General features: G+C 32.4%; 11 protein-coding genes and 1 pseudogene. 10 read left to right on the top strand and 2 right to left on the bottom strand.

All coding sequences use genetic code 11. From position 1 onward, the window contains the following. Positions 1–42: 42 nt before the first annotated feature. The 3 genes from B3040_RS00475 to B3040_RS00465 all read left to right on the top strand — a co-directional run bounded on the left by B3040_RS00475 (position 43) and on the right by B3040_RS00465 (position 3,371). Positions 43–825 (top strand): ABC transporter ATP-binding protein, encoded by a 783-nt coding sequence (locus tag B3040_RS00475; protein ID WP_414632511.1) that lies wholly within the window; start codon positions 43–45, stop codon positions 823–825. Between the two features lie 4 nt (positions 826–829). Further along, positions 830–2,482 carry a hypothetical protein gene (locus B3040_RS00470; protein ID WP_291569304.1) on the top strand — a complete coding sequence of 551 codons (1,653 nt, stop codon included), beginning with the start codon at positions 830–832 and terminating at the stop codon, positions 2,480–2,482. Positions 2,483–2,558: 76 nt separating this feature from the next. Then, complete coding sequence (locus B3040_RS00465) at positions 2,559–3,371, top strand: alpha/beta fold hydrolase (protein ID WP_291569303.1); 813 nt, start codon at positions 2,559–2,561, stop codon at positions 3,369–3,371. A gap of 515 nt (positions 3,372–3,886) precedes the next feature. On the opposite strand, the gene B3040_RS00460 is transcribed toward B3040_RS00465, so the two are convergent. Then, positions 3,887–6,175: an excinuclease ABC subunit UvrA gene (locus B3040_RS00460; protein WP_291569302.1), complete on the bottom strand. Its 2,289-nt coding sequence runs from the start codon at positions 6,173–6,175 to the stop codon at positions 3,887–3,889. A 91-nt stretch (positions 6,176–6,266) separates the two neighbouring features. Between B3040_RS00460 and B3040_RS00455 the strand changes: the two genes are divergently transcribed. Next, positions 6,267–7,208 carry a helix-turn-helix transcriptional regulator gene (locus B3040_RS00455; protein WP_291569301.1) on the top strand — a complete coding sequence of 314 codons (942 nt, stop codon included), beginning with the start codon at positions 6,267–6,269 and terminating at the stop codon, positions 7,206–7,208. Positions 7,209–7,360: 152 nt separating this feature from the next. Next, entirely contained in the window at positions 7,361–8,377 is a 1,017-nt protein-coding gene (locus B3040_RS00450) for an NAD-dependent epimerase/dehydratase family protein (protein WP_291569300.1), read from the top strand. Positions 8,378–8,944: 567 nt separating this feature from the next. Here the strand turns inward: B3040_RS00450 and B3040_RS00440 are convergent. Continuing rightward, positions 8,945–9,268, bottom strand: coding sequence for a hypothetical protein (locus B3040_RS00440; RefSeq protein WP_017414336.1), 324 nt, complete (start codon positions 9,266–9,268; stop codon positions 8,945–8,947). A gap of 473 nt (positions 9,269–9,741) precedes the next feature. Here B3040_RS00440 and B3040_RS19515 point away from each other — a divergent pair. The 5 genes and pseudogenes from B3040_RS19515 to B3040_RS00420 form a co-directional block, all read left to right on the top strand. Beyond that, positions 9,742–9,906 (top strand): annotated as a pseudogene (locus B3040_RS19515) (phosphotransferase); the annotation flags it as partial. Between the two features lie 36 nt (positions 9,907–9,942). Then, the gene (locus B3040_RS00435) at positions 9,943–10,134 is read left to right on the top strand and encodes a hypothetical protein (protein ID WP_291569299.1); all 192 of its coding nucleotides are present in this window, start codon (positions 9,943–9,945) and stop codon (positions 10,132–10,134) included. 67 nt (positions 10,135–10,201) lie between these two features. Further along, positions 10,202–12,871 carry a sigma 54-interacting transcriptional regulator gene (locus B3040_RS00430; protein ID WP_291569298.1) on the top strand — a complete coding sequence of 890 codons (2,670 nt, stop codon included), beginning with the start codon at positions 10,202–10,204 and terminating at the stop codon, positions 12,869–12,871. Positions 12,872–13,062: 191 nt separating this feature from the next. Next, positions 13,063–13,566, top strand: coding sequence for a hypothetical protein (locus tag B3040_RS00425; RefSeq protein WP_291569297.1), 504 nt, complete (start codon positions 13,063–13,065; stop codon positions 13,564–13,566). 381 nt (positions 13,567–13,947) lie between these two features. Next, positions 13,948–14,469 (top strand): sigma-70 family RNA polymerase sigma factor, encoded by a 522-nt coding sequence (locus B3040_RS00420; RefSeq protein ID WP_291569296.1) that lies wholly within the window; start codon positions 13,948–13,950, stop codon positions 14,467–14,469.

The raw sequence follows: 14,469 nt of genomic DNA, 5'->3' as shown, positions 1-14,469 counted from the left end.
GGTATATTATAAGTATTAATTTAACAATTGGGGGGAATTTATATGGGGAATGATGTGACGGTAGAAATTAAGAATCTGTCCATGAGTTATGGGGAAAAAAGGGTTTTAAAGGGAATAAATTTAGAAATACATCAGGGAGAAATTATTGGGTACATTGGTCCTAATGGAGCAGGGAAAAGTACCACAATTAAAATAGTCTTAGGCATTGTTCACGGGTACCAGGGAGAAGTTAAGATACTAGGTCAGGATATAACCAAAGATAAGTTAGAATACAAAAGAAAAATTGGATATGTACCTGAGATTGCAGACATTTATGATAACCTAACAGCAAGAGAGTATCTTACTTTTATAGGTGAACTCTATGGGTTAACCTTTGAAAAGGCAGATGAAAAGGCTGAAAAGCTTATGGAACTTTTAGGAATAAAGGACTCTTACAACTCACGAATTAGCTCTTATTCTAAGGGCATGAAGCAGAAGGTTTTAATTATTTCCAGTCTTCTTCATAATCCTGATATATTATTTTTAGACGAACCACTTAGTGGATTAGATGCTAATAGTGTAATGGTAGTTAAAGAAATTCTTTTCCACCTTTCAAAGCAAGGAAAGACTATTTTTTATTCTTCTCACATCATGGATGTGGTGGAGAAAATAAGCAATAGGATAATTCTTTTAAATAATGGAGAAGTTGTTGCTGATGGTAGCTTTAAGGAGCTTAAGGAAAATAATAAAGAGGGATCACTAGAACAAATTTTCAACCAGCTTACAGGGTTTAACCAGTATGAAACTATTGCAGAGGAGTTTGTCTCTGTGGTTGAAGAGGTGTAGACTTATGAAGGATTTTAAGTTTTTAAAGTTTTTAGATAAGTTCAAGTTTTTTTTCCGAAAACTGGGAGTCGATTATGAAGTAATGAGAAAAATACTTCAAATTAAACTCTTAATGGATGGAAGAAGAGTACCAACAGTTTTTTCTGCTAATGATAATAAGAAAAATGAAAAAGAAAACAGTAATAAATTTCTAAAATCTCTATGGGTATATGTTTTAATGGGAATTATATTAATTCCTTTCATTCTCATGGATAGCAGTTATTTATTTCAGATGAGCATCGTATTTTCAGTGGTTATGTTTTTTATCATGTCCTCTTTAATTTCTGATTTTTCAACAGTGCTTTTAGATGTGAAGGATAAAAATATAATAGGTACAAAGCCTGTAGATTCAAGGACTTTGAACTTTGCAAAGACGATACACGTATCTTTATATATGTTTTATATAACTACAGCCTTAATTTTACCAGGGCTTATAGCTAGTTTTTTAAAGCAGGGCATAGTATTTTCACTAATGTTTGTTGTAGCAACAATATTTTTAGATATGTTTATAATAGTTCTTACTTCCTTTTTATATCTTTTAATTTTAAGATTCTTTGATGGAGAAAAGCTTAAAGATGTAATCAACTATTTTCAAATTATTTTAAGCTTAGTAATTGCCGTGGCTTATCAGTTAGTAGGTAGATTATTTCAGGTAGCAGAAATGAATATTCAGTTTACGCCAAAGTGGTGGCAATATTTGTTACCTCCTGTATGGTTTTCGGCACCCTTTGAGATGATGAAAAAATCAGAGGTAAATGTAGTTTATATCATACTTACTGTGATGGCTATTGTGATTCCTATTTTGGCAATGGCGTTTTATATTAAATCCATGGATATGTTTGAAGAAAATCTCCAAAAGATGACTAATAACTCTGGGAAGAGGAAAAAAGTTAAAAGAAAACCAGGAGGGATGCTTTCAACAGTGTTATGCAGAAGTAAGGAGGAAAGAATATTTTTTAGGTTTGCTTCAGATATGATGAAAAATGAAAGGGAATTTAAACTTAAGGTATATCCATCCTTAGGCTTTGCTATAATTTTTCCTTTTATATTTATCTTTCAAAGGTTATCTATGTCTTCCTTCGCTGAGATTTCTAAGGGGAAGTCCTACTTTTTCATATACTTTACTGGAATGATGTTATCTTCTGTGATGATGATGATTAAAAGCTCAGGAACCTATAAGGGAGCTTGGATTTACAAGATTATGCCGATAAGTAATTATAAACCTGTGTTTAGAGCCACTATAAAGGCAGTTATAGCTAAGTTGTTTCTTCCTATATTTTTGTTTCAAGCAGTAGTTTTTATAGGTATCTTTGGAGTGAGAATAACTGGGGATTTAGTGGTGGTATTTTTAATTATGATGATTTATACCTTAATATGCTTCATGGTCATGGAAAAAGCCTTACCATTTTCACAACCCTTCGATGCTTCCAAGGACTCTAATGTGGGTATAACCTTTATCCTAATGTTTGGTATTGGAGCCTTATGGGGAGTGCACTATTTTATAGGTAAAATGGATTATGGTTTTTATATACTTTTAGGTGTAAGTGTTATAGCTAATTTAATACTTTGGAATGTAGCTTTTAACATTAAGCCAGAAAAACTTAATAAGTCTTTGTGATAATAGTTTTAGCATACACACTCTTTTACAAAGTGAATATTATAGTGGTATAGCTAATAACTATTGGAGGTTCATAATGGGTTATTATGTAAAATGTTCTACGAATGTAAAAATATATGTGGAAGATTTGAATCCAGAAGGAAAAAAGACAATTTTGTTTATACATGGATGGCCTGGAAGTCATAAATTATTTGAATATCAGTTTGATAAGCTCCCTAAGCAAGGTTATAGATGTATAGGAATAGATACAAGAGGGTTTGGAAATTCAGATAAACCGTGGACAGGATATGATTACAATACCCTTTCAGATGATGTTAGAAGTGTAATTGATACACTTGGATTATGTGATATTACACTTGTAGGACATTCAACTGGAGGGGCCATAGCAGCAAGATATATGGGGAGACATAAAGGGTATGGAATATCAAAGCTTGTTCTAGTTTCTGCGGCTGCACCTAGTCTCATTAAGCGTCCAAATTTTCCTTACGGATTAGATAGGGATACAGTTCTACAGTTAATCGAAGGAACATATACGGATCGACCTAAAATGCTTAGGGGTTTTGGAGATATATTCTTTTATCAGTTCATAAGTGAAGCATTTTCAGATTGGTTTTTCCAGTTAGGTTTACAAGCAGCTGGATGGTCAACTGCAGCAATTGCCAATACTTGGTTAAACGAAGTGCTGTTTTGTGATTTAGAGGCAGTAAATGTTCCAACTTTAATTATTCATGGAATCCATGATAAAGTAGTTCCTTTTGAACTAGGTGAAATACAGAACAAGATCATTAAAAATTCAAAACTATTACCTTTCAATTATAGTGGTCATGGAGTGTTTTATGATCAGAAGGATAAATTTAATGAAGAGCTAGTAAAATTTATTGAGAACTAAGCTTATGAGTGAAATTTCAAATGCTTTAAACATGGCAATTCTTTTCTTAGCAGGCTTTCTGCTATTGAATATTTTTAAATTATCTCGATCACACGGAGGGCAAGAATCTTGTGATTTTAAAGAAAACTGTAACCTTTTATCAAGAGATTTCTTCTACACAATCAATGTTCATATATTCTTGTTTCAAGCCGTAGTTTTTATTGCCATCTTAGGAGTGTAGATTTTAATATTAAGCCTGAAAAACTCAATAAGATTTAAAATAGAGATTTTAAAAGAGGGATATGTGAAAACAAAGTTTAATATACTTGGTTTTCACATATCCCTTAATTATTATTTCATGAAAATTAGTCTTAGATATAACGAGAGTATAAAAGTTAGAATATATCGCACCTAGTAACTAAGAGAAGCTTGGTAGAAATAAGAGTAAAAACATAATTTCCATCCTCTGCTATGCAGATAGGGAAGCAATCTCAGCGGTTTATATCATTTTGGGGTTATGAGGTTTAAGTTGTAAGTTAATAATTGAAGTTATAAACCTTGTACTTAGAATCATTAATATAATCTTTTATATACTTCCCCGTAATTGATTTCTTGCAACTAATTATGTCTTCAGGTTTTCCAGAGAATATTATGTTTCCACCAAGTTCTCCTGCCTCTGGTCCCATATCAATTATCCAATCTCCATGACACATGATTTCTAAATTATGTTCAATAACAATTAAGGTGCTGCCATTGCTTAATAACTTTTCAAATATTAGTAATAGCTTTTCAATATCAGAAGGGTGCAATCCAGTGGTTGGCTCATCTAGTATATAAATTTGATTTTTCTCCTGTAATTCAAGGGCAAGTTTTAGCCTTTGGAGCTCTCCCCCTGATAAAGTGGTTAGTGGTTGCCCTAACTTTAAGTATCCAAGGCCCACGTCTTGTAGCTTATTTAGCTTACTAACAAAAGATTGATTCCTAAATAACTCTATGGTTTCAACTACACTTAAATTTAAAATATCACTGATATTTTTCCCACTATATAAGTATTGCAGTGCAGTTTTCGTAAAGCCTTTCCCATTACAAATTTCGCAAACCTCTGTCACAGCATCCATAAAGGCTAAATCAAGTTCTACAGTTCCTAAACCCTTACAATTTGGGCAAGCACCTTTTGAATTAAAGCTAAATAGGGAAGCATCAACCTGATTTTCATCCCCTAATAAATCTCTAATATGATCTAAAACACCTGAAAAGGTAGCTATATTAGAACGCTTGTTAGTGGTAATGGGCTTTTGATTAATTAAAATACACTGTGGGTAATATACAGGAAGAAGTTTATTAAACAATGTACTTTTACCTGAGCCAGCTACTCCTGTTACCACAATCATTACTCCTTTTGGAATTTTCACCTGAACATTATGAAGGTTATGCAAGGAACCATTTTTTATTTCTAACCAACCCTTAGGTTCCCTAATTATTTTTTTTATTTCATGAGAACTATTTAGGTATTTAGCCGTCAAAGTAGAGCTATGATAAAGCTCACTTAGACTTCCCTGAAACATAATTTCTCCACCTAGAATCCCAGAACCAGGCCCCATTTCAAGGAGATAATCAGAGATTTTAATAATATCTGGGTCATGCTCCACAATTAAAATAGTATTTCCTTTTTCCTTTAACCTTTTTAGTAAGCTATTAATTCTAAGAATATCATGAGGGTGGAGGCCAATGCTTGGTTCGTCAAAAATATAAATTAGACCATTTAAGCTACTGCCAAGCTGACGTATCATTTTTATACGTTGGGACTCACCACCAGATAAGGTGGAAGTTCCACGACTTAAGGATAGATATCCAAGGCCCACTTCTTTTGCATAACTCAGTTGCTGAAGTAGGGACTCTATAACTGTACTTACACTGGGTACCTTAATTTCTTTCAAAAAGTCTATTAAATCTGAGATGGTCATATTCACACAATCTGCAATGGTTTTTCCATTTATTTTGCAGCTTAATACTTTAGAATTTAGGCGACTTCCACAGCAGGTAGGGCATAAATCCTCATAGACTACTCGTGCTATATGATTTTTATATAGCTTTGCATCTCTGCAGCTTTTAGTTAGAAATGCTTTTTTAATACGTGGAATTACACCTTCATAAAAGGAGGTAGGAGGCCAATCCTTTGTTGGGTTTTTGGGTTTAAAGCCAGATTTATAAAGCAAAGTATCTAGCTCCTCTTTAGTGTAATCCCTAAGCTTTTTATCATTATCAAATAATCCAGTATGAACATAGCGTTTCCAACGAAAGCCTCCAGGGTAAAAAGTAGGGAATAAAATTGCACCTTCATTTAAGGATTTATTCATATCTAGTAGCTGATCTATCCTAAAACTTTGTGCGATGCCAAGGCCCTCACATTCTCCACACATTCCTTGAGGATTATTAAAGGAAAAAACATCAGAGTATCCCACAAATGGAGTGCCAATTCTTGAAAACAATAGCCTTAGCAGACTATAAATATCAGTGACAGTTCCCACTGTAGAGCGAGCATTGTCCCCAAGTCTTTTTTGATTAATAACAATAGATACGGAGAGATTATTAATAGAATCCACCTCTGGCTTACCATAATGAGGCAATCTATTTCTTATAAAACTTGAGTAAGTTTCATTTAATTGTCTTTGAGATTCTGCTGCAACGGTATCAAAGACTAAGGCGGACTTTCCAGACCCAGACACACCTACCACAGTGGTAATTTGATTTTTGGGTATGATAACATCTATAGCTTTTAAGTTTTTTTCCCGTGCACCAGAAATAATAATATTGCTTTTATCCATGATTTCCTCCTTGATAAAGTAATAGGTATAGAATATCATGGATACATGACAGAACTTGACAAGATTAAGTAAGAAAGGTTGAAAATTAATAATGAGTAAGGCACAAAAGTTATTTGAATTATTACAATATGTAAACACAAAGAAGCGATTTACTGCCAAAGAAGTGGCTGAAGAATTTAATATTTCAGTAAGAACTGCCCATAGATATTTGACAGAACTATCAGATATGGGAGTGTATTTATATACAGAGCAAGGAAAAGATGGAGGCTATAGAGTACTATCAACGAGGATGCTTCCTCCAATTAACTTTAATGAAGATGAAGCACTTGCCATATTCTTTGCTTTTCAATCTCTTAAACACTATAAAACCATTCCCTTTGAAATTGATATAAATTCAGTGTCACGAAAACTTTACACAAAGCTTCCAGAAGATCTTCAAAGTATTGTGGATAAAATGGAGTCCTCCTTAATCTTTTGGAATCATAAAAGAGAAATTGAAGCTCCTTACATAAAGGAGTTATTAAAGTGCTCCTTAGAAAAGCAAATTATAAATATAAAATATTCCTCAAAAAACGGAAACAAAAACTATAGAATAGTTCCAATCGGCATATACAGCAACCACGGATTTTGGTATGTACCAGCCTATGATTTTGGCTGTGAGGATATAAGACATTTTAGGGTAGATAGAATCTTAGATTTACAGGATACTAATACACAGCATAAAGACTTAGATATTTCCTTAAAAGAATGCATAGATTCCTATAAAATCATTAAACCCATAAGGCTATATGTGACCTTAACAGACCTAGGGGTAAGGGAATGCAGAAATAATCCCTATCTAGGCGATAGTATTGTGATGAACCCTAATGGAGAGGGTGGCTATATTGATGAAATAATAGACTATAGTGACTTAGAATATACAGGGAGGTTTTTCATGCAACTAGGTAATCAGGTTAAAGTAATTGAACCAGAGGAAATGAAGGAGTTTTTATGCAAAGAAGCACAGAAAATAATAGATAACTATGGGGAATAAATTTCTTAATTTTACCACATGTAACCTTATGCTATAATATTACTAAAGATATTTAAGGTTTATTTAGCTTTGCTTAATTAGATGAATACGGTAATTATAGATTAATAGAAGTATTTTTAAAAGTAGGGTTACTAAATTCGGGGGTGAATATTATGAAATATTTGATACTTGGAGGAACAAAGTTTCTAGGAAGACATATAGTTAATAAAGCTTTAGATCAGGGACACCAGGTAACTATTTTTACAAGAGGAAGAGAAAAAATAGATATTAATGCTAAAGTGGAACATTTAATAGGGGATAGGGCAAATAACTTAGATACTCTAAAGGGACGAGTGTGGGATAGAGTCATTGATACCAGTGGATATGTGCCTTGGGAAGTAGAAAAATCTGCAAGAATTTTAGCAGACTCCTGTACGCATTATACCTTTGTTTCTAGTATATCGGTATATTCAGACTTAGAAAAGCGCAACATTAACGAAGATAGCAAAATTGAGACCATGACAAAGGAAGAGCTAGAGGAAGTAAGGTTAGATGAGAGTGGAGAATCTGTAATGAAGTATTACGGAGCTTTAAAACATTTATGTGAAGAAGCTGCAAAGAAGGCAATGCCTGGACAGGTGTTAAATGTGAGACCAGGACTTATAGTAGGACAGTTTGACCCAACTGATAGATTTACCTACTGGATAGATAGGATTTCAAAGGGGGGAGAAGTATTTTGTCCAGGAAGGAAGGATGCTTTAATCCAATTCATTAATGTTGAAGATTTGGCACAATGGATTGTTAAAGCCAGCGAAGAAGCCATAGTTGGAGAGTATAATGCCACAGGACCAGATTGTGAACTTACCATGGAAGAGTTATTAGAAAAGTGTAAGGAAGTTAGTAAAAGCAATGCAACCTTGACTTGGGTACAGGAGAACTTCCTCTTTGATAAGGAGGTACAATACTGGAGTGAAATGCCATTATGGATTCCAGATAAGTTAAAAATTCCAGGTTTTTTAGGTGTTGATATTACTAAAGCTTTGAAGAAAGGCCTTAGCTTTAAACCTTTAGAAGAAACAATAGCAGATACTTTAAATTGGGCTAAGTCTAGACCTAAAGGATATAGTTTTAAGGCTGGAATAACTAGTTATAAAGAGAAAGAATTACTGAAGCTTTGGCACTCTAGATAAGAGTATAAGAATAGCCTTTATCTTTAATTATAAAAAACGCAAATTCAATTTTGAAATTTAGAAAAAACACCGTAAAATTCATCTGAATAATACGGTGTTTTGTAAATTATTTGATTTTTATTTTTTCTTTACTAAGTAAGACTATAGTAATTTAGTTTATTTAAATATTCAATAAAGCTTTTGAAATTTCCCTAAATCTTTCGTCTGTTATACCAAGTTTTTTCTTGAATGGGTTATCATCGTATCTTCCTTATATTAAATAGTTAGTTTCATATTTTTTCTAATTATTTCTGTTTATTAATATTACTTATTTCTATATTCCTAGACCATATAGATAGGTCACTTTAACGTATATTAATTATTTCTTTCAAGAAGTGGTTTTTACATAAGAGTTACACATCATCAACATATGAAATATTTATGTTCCTCTTAATTCAAACAACATGTCATATACAAAGATATACTAAGGAGCTATTTTATCTTTAGTGTTCGAAAGTTTATTTAATTTTATATTTTAGTGATAAAAAGTTATGAATAAATTAATATCAAATTATATATTATTTTTCTTTATTTGTCATTTTCATTAGGACATACTTCATTTACATAATCCCAATACTCTCCAGGTGTTAGGGGTTTAGGCTCAGTAATCATTTCAGCTACTTTTGCAAGTTCTTTGATTTTATTACGTAGCATTGGCTGTAAACAACACGGAATATGATCCTGATTTACTCTATGTAAAAGAACACATTCAAAACATTTTCCATGCCATTCACACTTTGTCTTAGGGCATGTACAATGTCTATACTTTTCTGTATTTATCATTTCTCTGCATTCTTTCACCATTTCAAGATACTTTTCTTTTTTCTCCTGACTAATTTCAATACATTCCAAAAAAATCACCTCGATAATTATTAATATATAAGATTGCTCAGTTGAAATACCAATTAAATTATATCACAAGTCCATATCAACACAAGGTTATATATTACAATCCCTTTTAATCTTAATACTCTATTATTCAATCCTCAAGGAGTTTTCCTTTTATTTAAAATTTCATTAGTTACATAGTATCGATTTTAGAATCTTTATCTAATTTTATGGTCACAATCAGAAGATATTGTTGAAAAATTTTTAAAAATCAGTAAAATATCTTAGACATTTGGCTATAGGTTTATTAGAATTATAAGTACAAAGATTAATTTTGATAATTAATTTTAAACAAGGAAAATATATTTTTAATATAGCTAAAGTAACCTTTACAGTTATTATGAAGCTATATTATTAGAGAAAAAAATTACCGATTATTGGATACTTGTGGATTTTAATATCCATATAAGTATGTTTCAGAAAAAGTAAAATCAAGACTAGCTAGAAGAGAGAATGACTTAGAGCAAGGTGTTTGCCATGTTGACCTATTTAGTGGTAACTGCCATATAGATGATAATGAAAAAATTACTCTATTTGATTTTGATGAATGTAGTCCTGGCTATATAGCTTATGATCTTGCAGTTTATTATTGGAGTCTGAAGAGAGTGGGCCAGCCCCAAATTATATGGAAAGAATTCTTGAAATCGTATAAGCAGGTAAAAGGACTTTCTGAAAAAGACGAGGAAGCCATAGCTTTCCTTGCTATAGGTAGGCAATTATGGTTTATGGCTCAGGTCATTTTTTTTCGTGCAAACATACTTGGACATAGTATTAGAAATGACTTATTTATTCAACAACAGAGTGACTTTTTAGAAAGTCTTACTGAGTAATAGCATAATAAAACACTAAGAAAATAAATTATGAATATAGTCAAATCAGCTAAATGGGGGTGAGAACTTGAAGAGAATTGATGCTATTTATGAAAAGCTTAAGGAATATGAAAAAGGGGCAACGGCTATAGAAATTGCAGAGGATCTAGATTTAAGCAGAGCCAATGTGAGTAGTGATTTAAATAAATTATGTGAAGAGGGCAGGGTTTCTAAAAGCAGTGGAAGACCTGTGATATTTAGTATTTTAAAAGAGCAGTCTGCTGAAAGATTTTCTTTTACCATTGATAAGTTTTCAAAGTTAAATGAGAGTCTTTTTACAGCAGTGGAGCAGGCTAAGGCGGCGGTGCTTTATCCTCCTAGGGGCATGAATATTTTAATCCTTGGAGACACTGGAGTTGGAAAGTCCATGTTTGCATCTCTTATACATAAATATGCTGTAGAGACAAAAAAACTTCAAAATAATGCCCCCTTTGTTATCTTTAACTGTGCTGACTACGCTAATAACCCTCAGCTTTTAATTAGTCAGCTTTTTGGAACTAAAAAGGGTGCTTATACAGGGGCAGATTCAGATAAGCAAGGGCTTATTGAAAAGGCTAATGGAGGAGTGTTATTTCTTGATGAGGTTCATAGGCTACCACCAGAGGGACAGGAAATATTCTTTACCTTTATGGATAAGGGAATATATAGAAGGCTTGGGGAAACGGAACAAGAAAGAAGAGCAACGGTGCTCATTATATGTGCAACTACAGAAAATCCTGAGTCAACTCTTCTAAGGACCTTTACTAGAAGAATTCCCATGGTGATTAAAATACCAGCCTTAGGGGAAAGAAGTGTGGAGGAGAGGTTTAACCTTATTAGTGGTTTCTTCAAGGAGGAGTCCACTAGACTGGAGAAAGAAATAAAAGTCTCCGTAAATTCTATGAGGGCTTTTTTAAGTTATGACTGTACAAACAATATAGGACAACTTAAAACAGACATTCAACTTGCTTGTGCTAAAGCTTATGCAGATTTTGCTGCTGGGAAAAAAGGTGAAATAAAAGTAAATAGCTCAGAGCTTCCTATCTATATTAGAGAAGGTTTATACAGAGAAACTGATCATAGGCAAATATGGAACAAGCTCATAGGTTTCAATAAAAGGTACTGTATTTTCAATAATAATAATGAGGGAATTCTTTTTCAAGAAGATAACAATGAAGACACCATATATGATATGATTTCCATGAGAGTTCATGAACTTAAGGCAAAGGGCATAAAGGGGAATGAATTTGAAAGGGAAATGGGAAGAGATATTGAGGATTATTTTGCTAAATATATTCATAATGTAAGTAAGAGAACGGATTTATGGAGCCTAGAGAATATTATAGCTCCTGAGATTGCAAGTGTAGTGCAGCACATAATGACCTTTTGTGAAGAAAGATTTAAAAGAGTTTTAAATCAAAAGATTTATTTTGGTATGGCGGCTCACATAGCAAATGCAATTGAAAGAGTTAAAAGGAATAAAAGAATAATAAATCCTCAACTAAATAAAATAAGAACAGACCATGGTGACGAGTTTTCAGTGGCACTAGAATGCTTAAACATAATAGAAAGAACTCTTGATATCACCATGCCTATTGATGAAGCAGGATTTATTGCATTGTTTTTAGTATATGATGAAAAAGATAGCATAAAGTATGAGGAAGAAGTAAAAGTTGTTGTTATTGCTCATGGAAATGGTACTGCAACTTCCATGGCAGAGGTGGCAAATAAGCTTCTAGGAATAAATCATGTTATTGGTATAAATGCTCCTCTGGAGGAGAAACCTCAGCAAGTGCTTCAAAGATTAAAGACTATGGTGAAGGAAAATAATATAACTTCAGATATGATGATTTTGGTAGACATGGGATCTTTAACAACCTTTGGAGAGGAGCTAGAAAAAGAATTTTCAATTAAAACAAAAACCATTCCATTGGTGAGTACTCTCCATGTTTTAGAGGCAGCAAGAAAAGCTATGCTAGGCTCTTCTTTAGACCAGATTTATAAGGAAACCATAAATGTTAATAGTTTAATTGAACAGGATATTTCACTAATTCAGGATTTAAGCACCTTTGAAGATAAAATGGCTATTATAACTGTTTGTACCACTGGTGAAGGTAGTGCAAGAGCTATCAAAGAATTACTAGATAAGAATCTTAGATATGACAGCAATCTACTAGAACTAATTCCTTTCAATTTAGTATCAAAGGACAATATTAATTCAAGGATTAAGGCTATTTCCCGGGAAAAAAATATCCTTTGTATAGTTAGTTCCTTCGACATAAATAAGCAAATAAAACATTTTGGACTTCATGAAATTATAAGTGGAAAAGCTATAGAAGAAATTCAACAGCTCATAGATATTGAAACTACCTATATTAAAATGGGAGATACCTTAAAAAATCAGCTTAAAACCATAGATGGGGCGGAGGCGTTTAAGGATATTAGGAGATTTATAAATGAAATTGAAGATGCTCTAAATATAAAGATGGACAGGGAAGTTTTAATAGGTACAACCCTTCATATAGGTTGTATGATTGAAAGGCTTAAAGCTGGTGATTCTATAATAGAATTTCAAGGAAGTGAGGAATATATAAGAGCTAACCTAGAACTTTATAGAGCTGTGAAGAAGGGGTGCAATGAATTAAATAAAAAATATGATGTATATATCCTATCAGATGAAATCTGTTATATAATGAGCTACTTTAAAATGGGAAATTAGCATAGGATTTAAGAAGGATATATATTACTTATAACACACCCTAGGGTGAACTAAGGTATGGATATATGTAGAAATTTCCTTACTTTAATTCTTTATTGAGGGACCACTCTTGGAGTATATAACCTAAATTTGAAGTGATTTCTTAATAGAAGTATTAAGTAGAAGTAATGTATGGTTAAGTAGGGGGTATCATGAGAAAAAAATTATTAATTATATTATCTGTAGGGATGTTACTGTCACTTTCAGGATGCAGTAAAGGTGGTAATGAAAAGGTAAATCAAGTGAACAAAGCTAATAATGAAGCTAAAGTTGAAAACAAGAAAAACTTAATAACCACTGTAGATTTAAGTAAATTTAATATTAAAAATTCTGAGGATGAAAAGAGTGGAGTCATGTTTATGCCTCAAGACACTAATGATTCATGGAAACTAAAGTTTAAAAAATTCACTGGGGTTCATACTATGTCAAAGTTTAAGCTAAGCAAAGATGAAAGTGTAACACTACAGTGCAACTCAAAAGTTGAGTCAGGTAAGTTAATACTTTTAGTGTTAGATAAAAATAGTGATGTAATTAAATCACTAGATGCAAATAAGGAAGAAACCATTGAAGTAAAAGCTAATGAAGTAGAAGAGTATACTGTTAAAGTTGTTGGTGATGAAACTACTGAAGGGGAAGTAGTGGTAAAGTTCAAGTAAAGAAATCTATAAACAAGTTAATTATAAGTCAATATGTCATAAGGATAATTTATAATTCATCAATTTATATTAGAGGTAAAATTCAAAAGGATAGTAGTTAAAATAAAGCTTATTGATTTAGCACATAAATCTGCAGTAGAATTTTTATTCTTCTGCAGATTTTTTATGATTTTTAAAACCCTTTGATGGCTATTAAAGTCTAATAGGTGTAAGGTATCTGAAAATAAATAATAAATCAAAGATGTGAAGGATATTTTGAGGTAGGCAAGGAACCTGTTGACGCAGTATAACACAAAATAGGCGAACAAATTGACTTACTTATTTTTTGAAGATACACCAAACAAAAATTACGCGTAATTAATACCTTAAAGGAGATTAGCTATGGTTATAGAAGAACAGGTTAAGCTAGCAATCCAAGGGGATGAAAAAGCTTTCGAATATCTTATGGACATAAATAAAGAAGGGTTTTACAGAACAGCCTATGCTTATGTTAAGAATGAAGCAGATGCATTAGACATATTGCAGGAGACTGTATATAAAGCTTACATGTCCATAGGCAAATTAAAGGAGCCTAAATATTTTAAGACCTGGATAACTAGAATTTTGATTAATAATGCTAAGGACTTTATAAAAAATAAAAATAAGGTTGTGTCTATAGTGGATAATCCTTCAGAGACTTCAAGTTATTATGAAAGCTATGGAATTGATGAAAAGTTAGATATCCTGAGTTCCATTGATAAACTAGAATATAAGCTGAAGAACGTCATAGTACTAAAGTATTTTCAGGATCTCACCATAACTGAGATATCACAGGTGCTTGATTGTCCAACAGGTACAGTAAAGACACATCTAAATAAAGCTTTGAGCAAGTTGAGAATATCTATGGGAAAGGAGAGTGTTTAA

The sequence above is a fragment of the Clostridium sp. UBA4548 genome, from assembly GCF_002387895.1.
GTDB lineage: Bacteria > Bacillota > Clostridia > Clostridiales > Clostridiaceae > Clostridium_J.
The sequence above is the reverse complement of the archived record's forward strand: the minus strand, read 5'-3'. Positions and strand labels throughout refer to the sequence as shown.

What these genes read in the sequence shown, in the direction of transcription:
- B3040_RS00465 (WP_291569303.1), top strand. Translation starts at nt 2,559, where the DNA reads ATGGGTTATTATGTAAAATGTTCTACGAATGTAAAAATATATGTGGAA.
- B3040_RS00420 (WP_291569296.1), top strand. Translation starts at nt 13,948, where the DNA reads ATGGTTATAGAAGAACAGGTTAAGCTAGCAATCCAAGGGGATGAAAAA.
- B3040_RS00425 (WP_291569297.1), top strand. Translation starts at nt 13,063, where the DNA reads ATGAGAAAAAAATTATTAATTATATTATCTGTAGGGATGTTACTGTCA.
- B3040_RS00460 (WP_291569302.1), bottom strand. Translation starts at nt 6,175, where the DNA reads ATGGATAAAAGCAATATTATTATTTCTGGTGCACGGGAAAAAAACTTA.
- B3040_RS00470 (WP_291569304.1), top strand. Translation starts at nt 830, where the DNA reads ATGAAGGATTTTAAGTTTTTAAAGTTTTTAGATAAGTTCAAGTTTTTT.
- B3040_RS00475 (WP_414632511.1), top strand. Translation starts at nt 43, where the DNA reads ATGGGGAATGATGTGACGGTAGAAATTAAGAATCTGTCCATGAGTTAT.
- B3040_RS00450 (WP_291569300.1), top strand. Translation starts at nt 7,361, where the DNA reads ATGAAATATTTGATACTTGGAGGAACAAAGTTTCTAGGAAGACATATA.
- B3040_RS00455 (WP_291569301.1), top strand. Translation starts at nt 6,267, where the DNA reads ATGAGTAAGGCACAAAAGTTATTTGAATTATTACAATATGTAAACACA.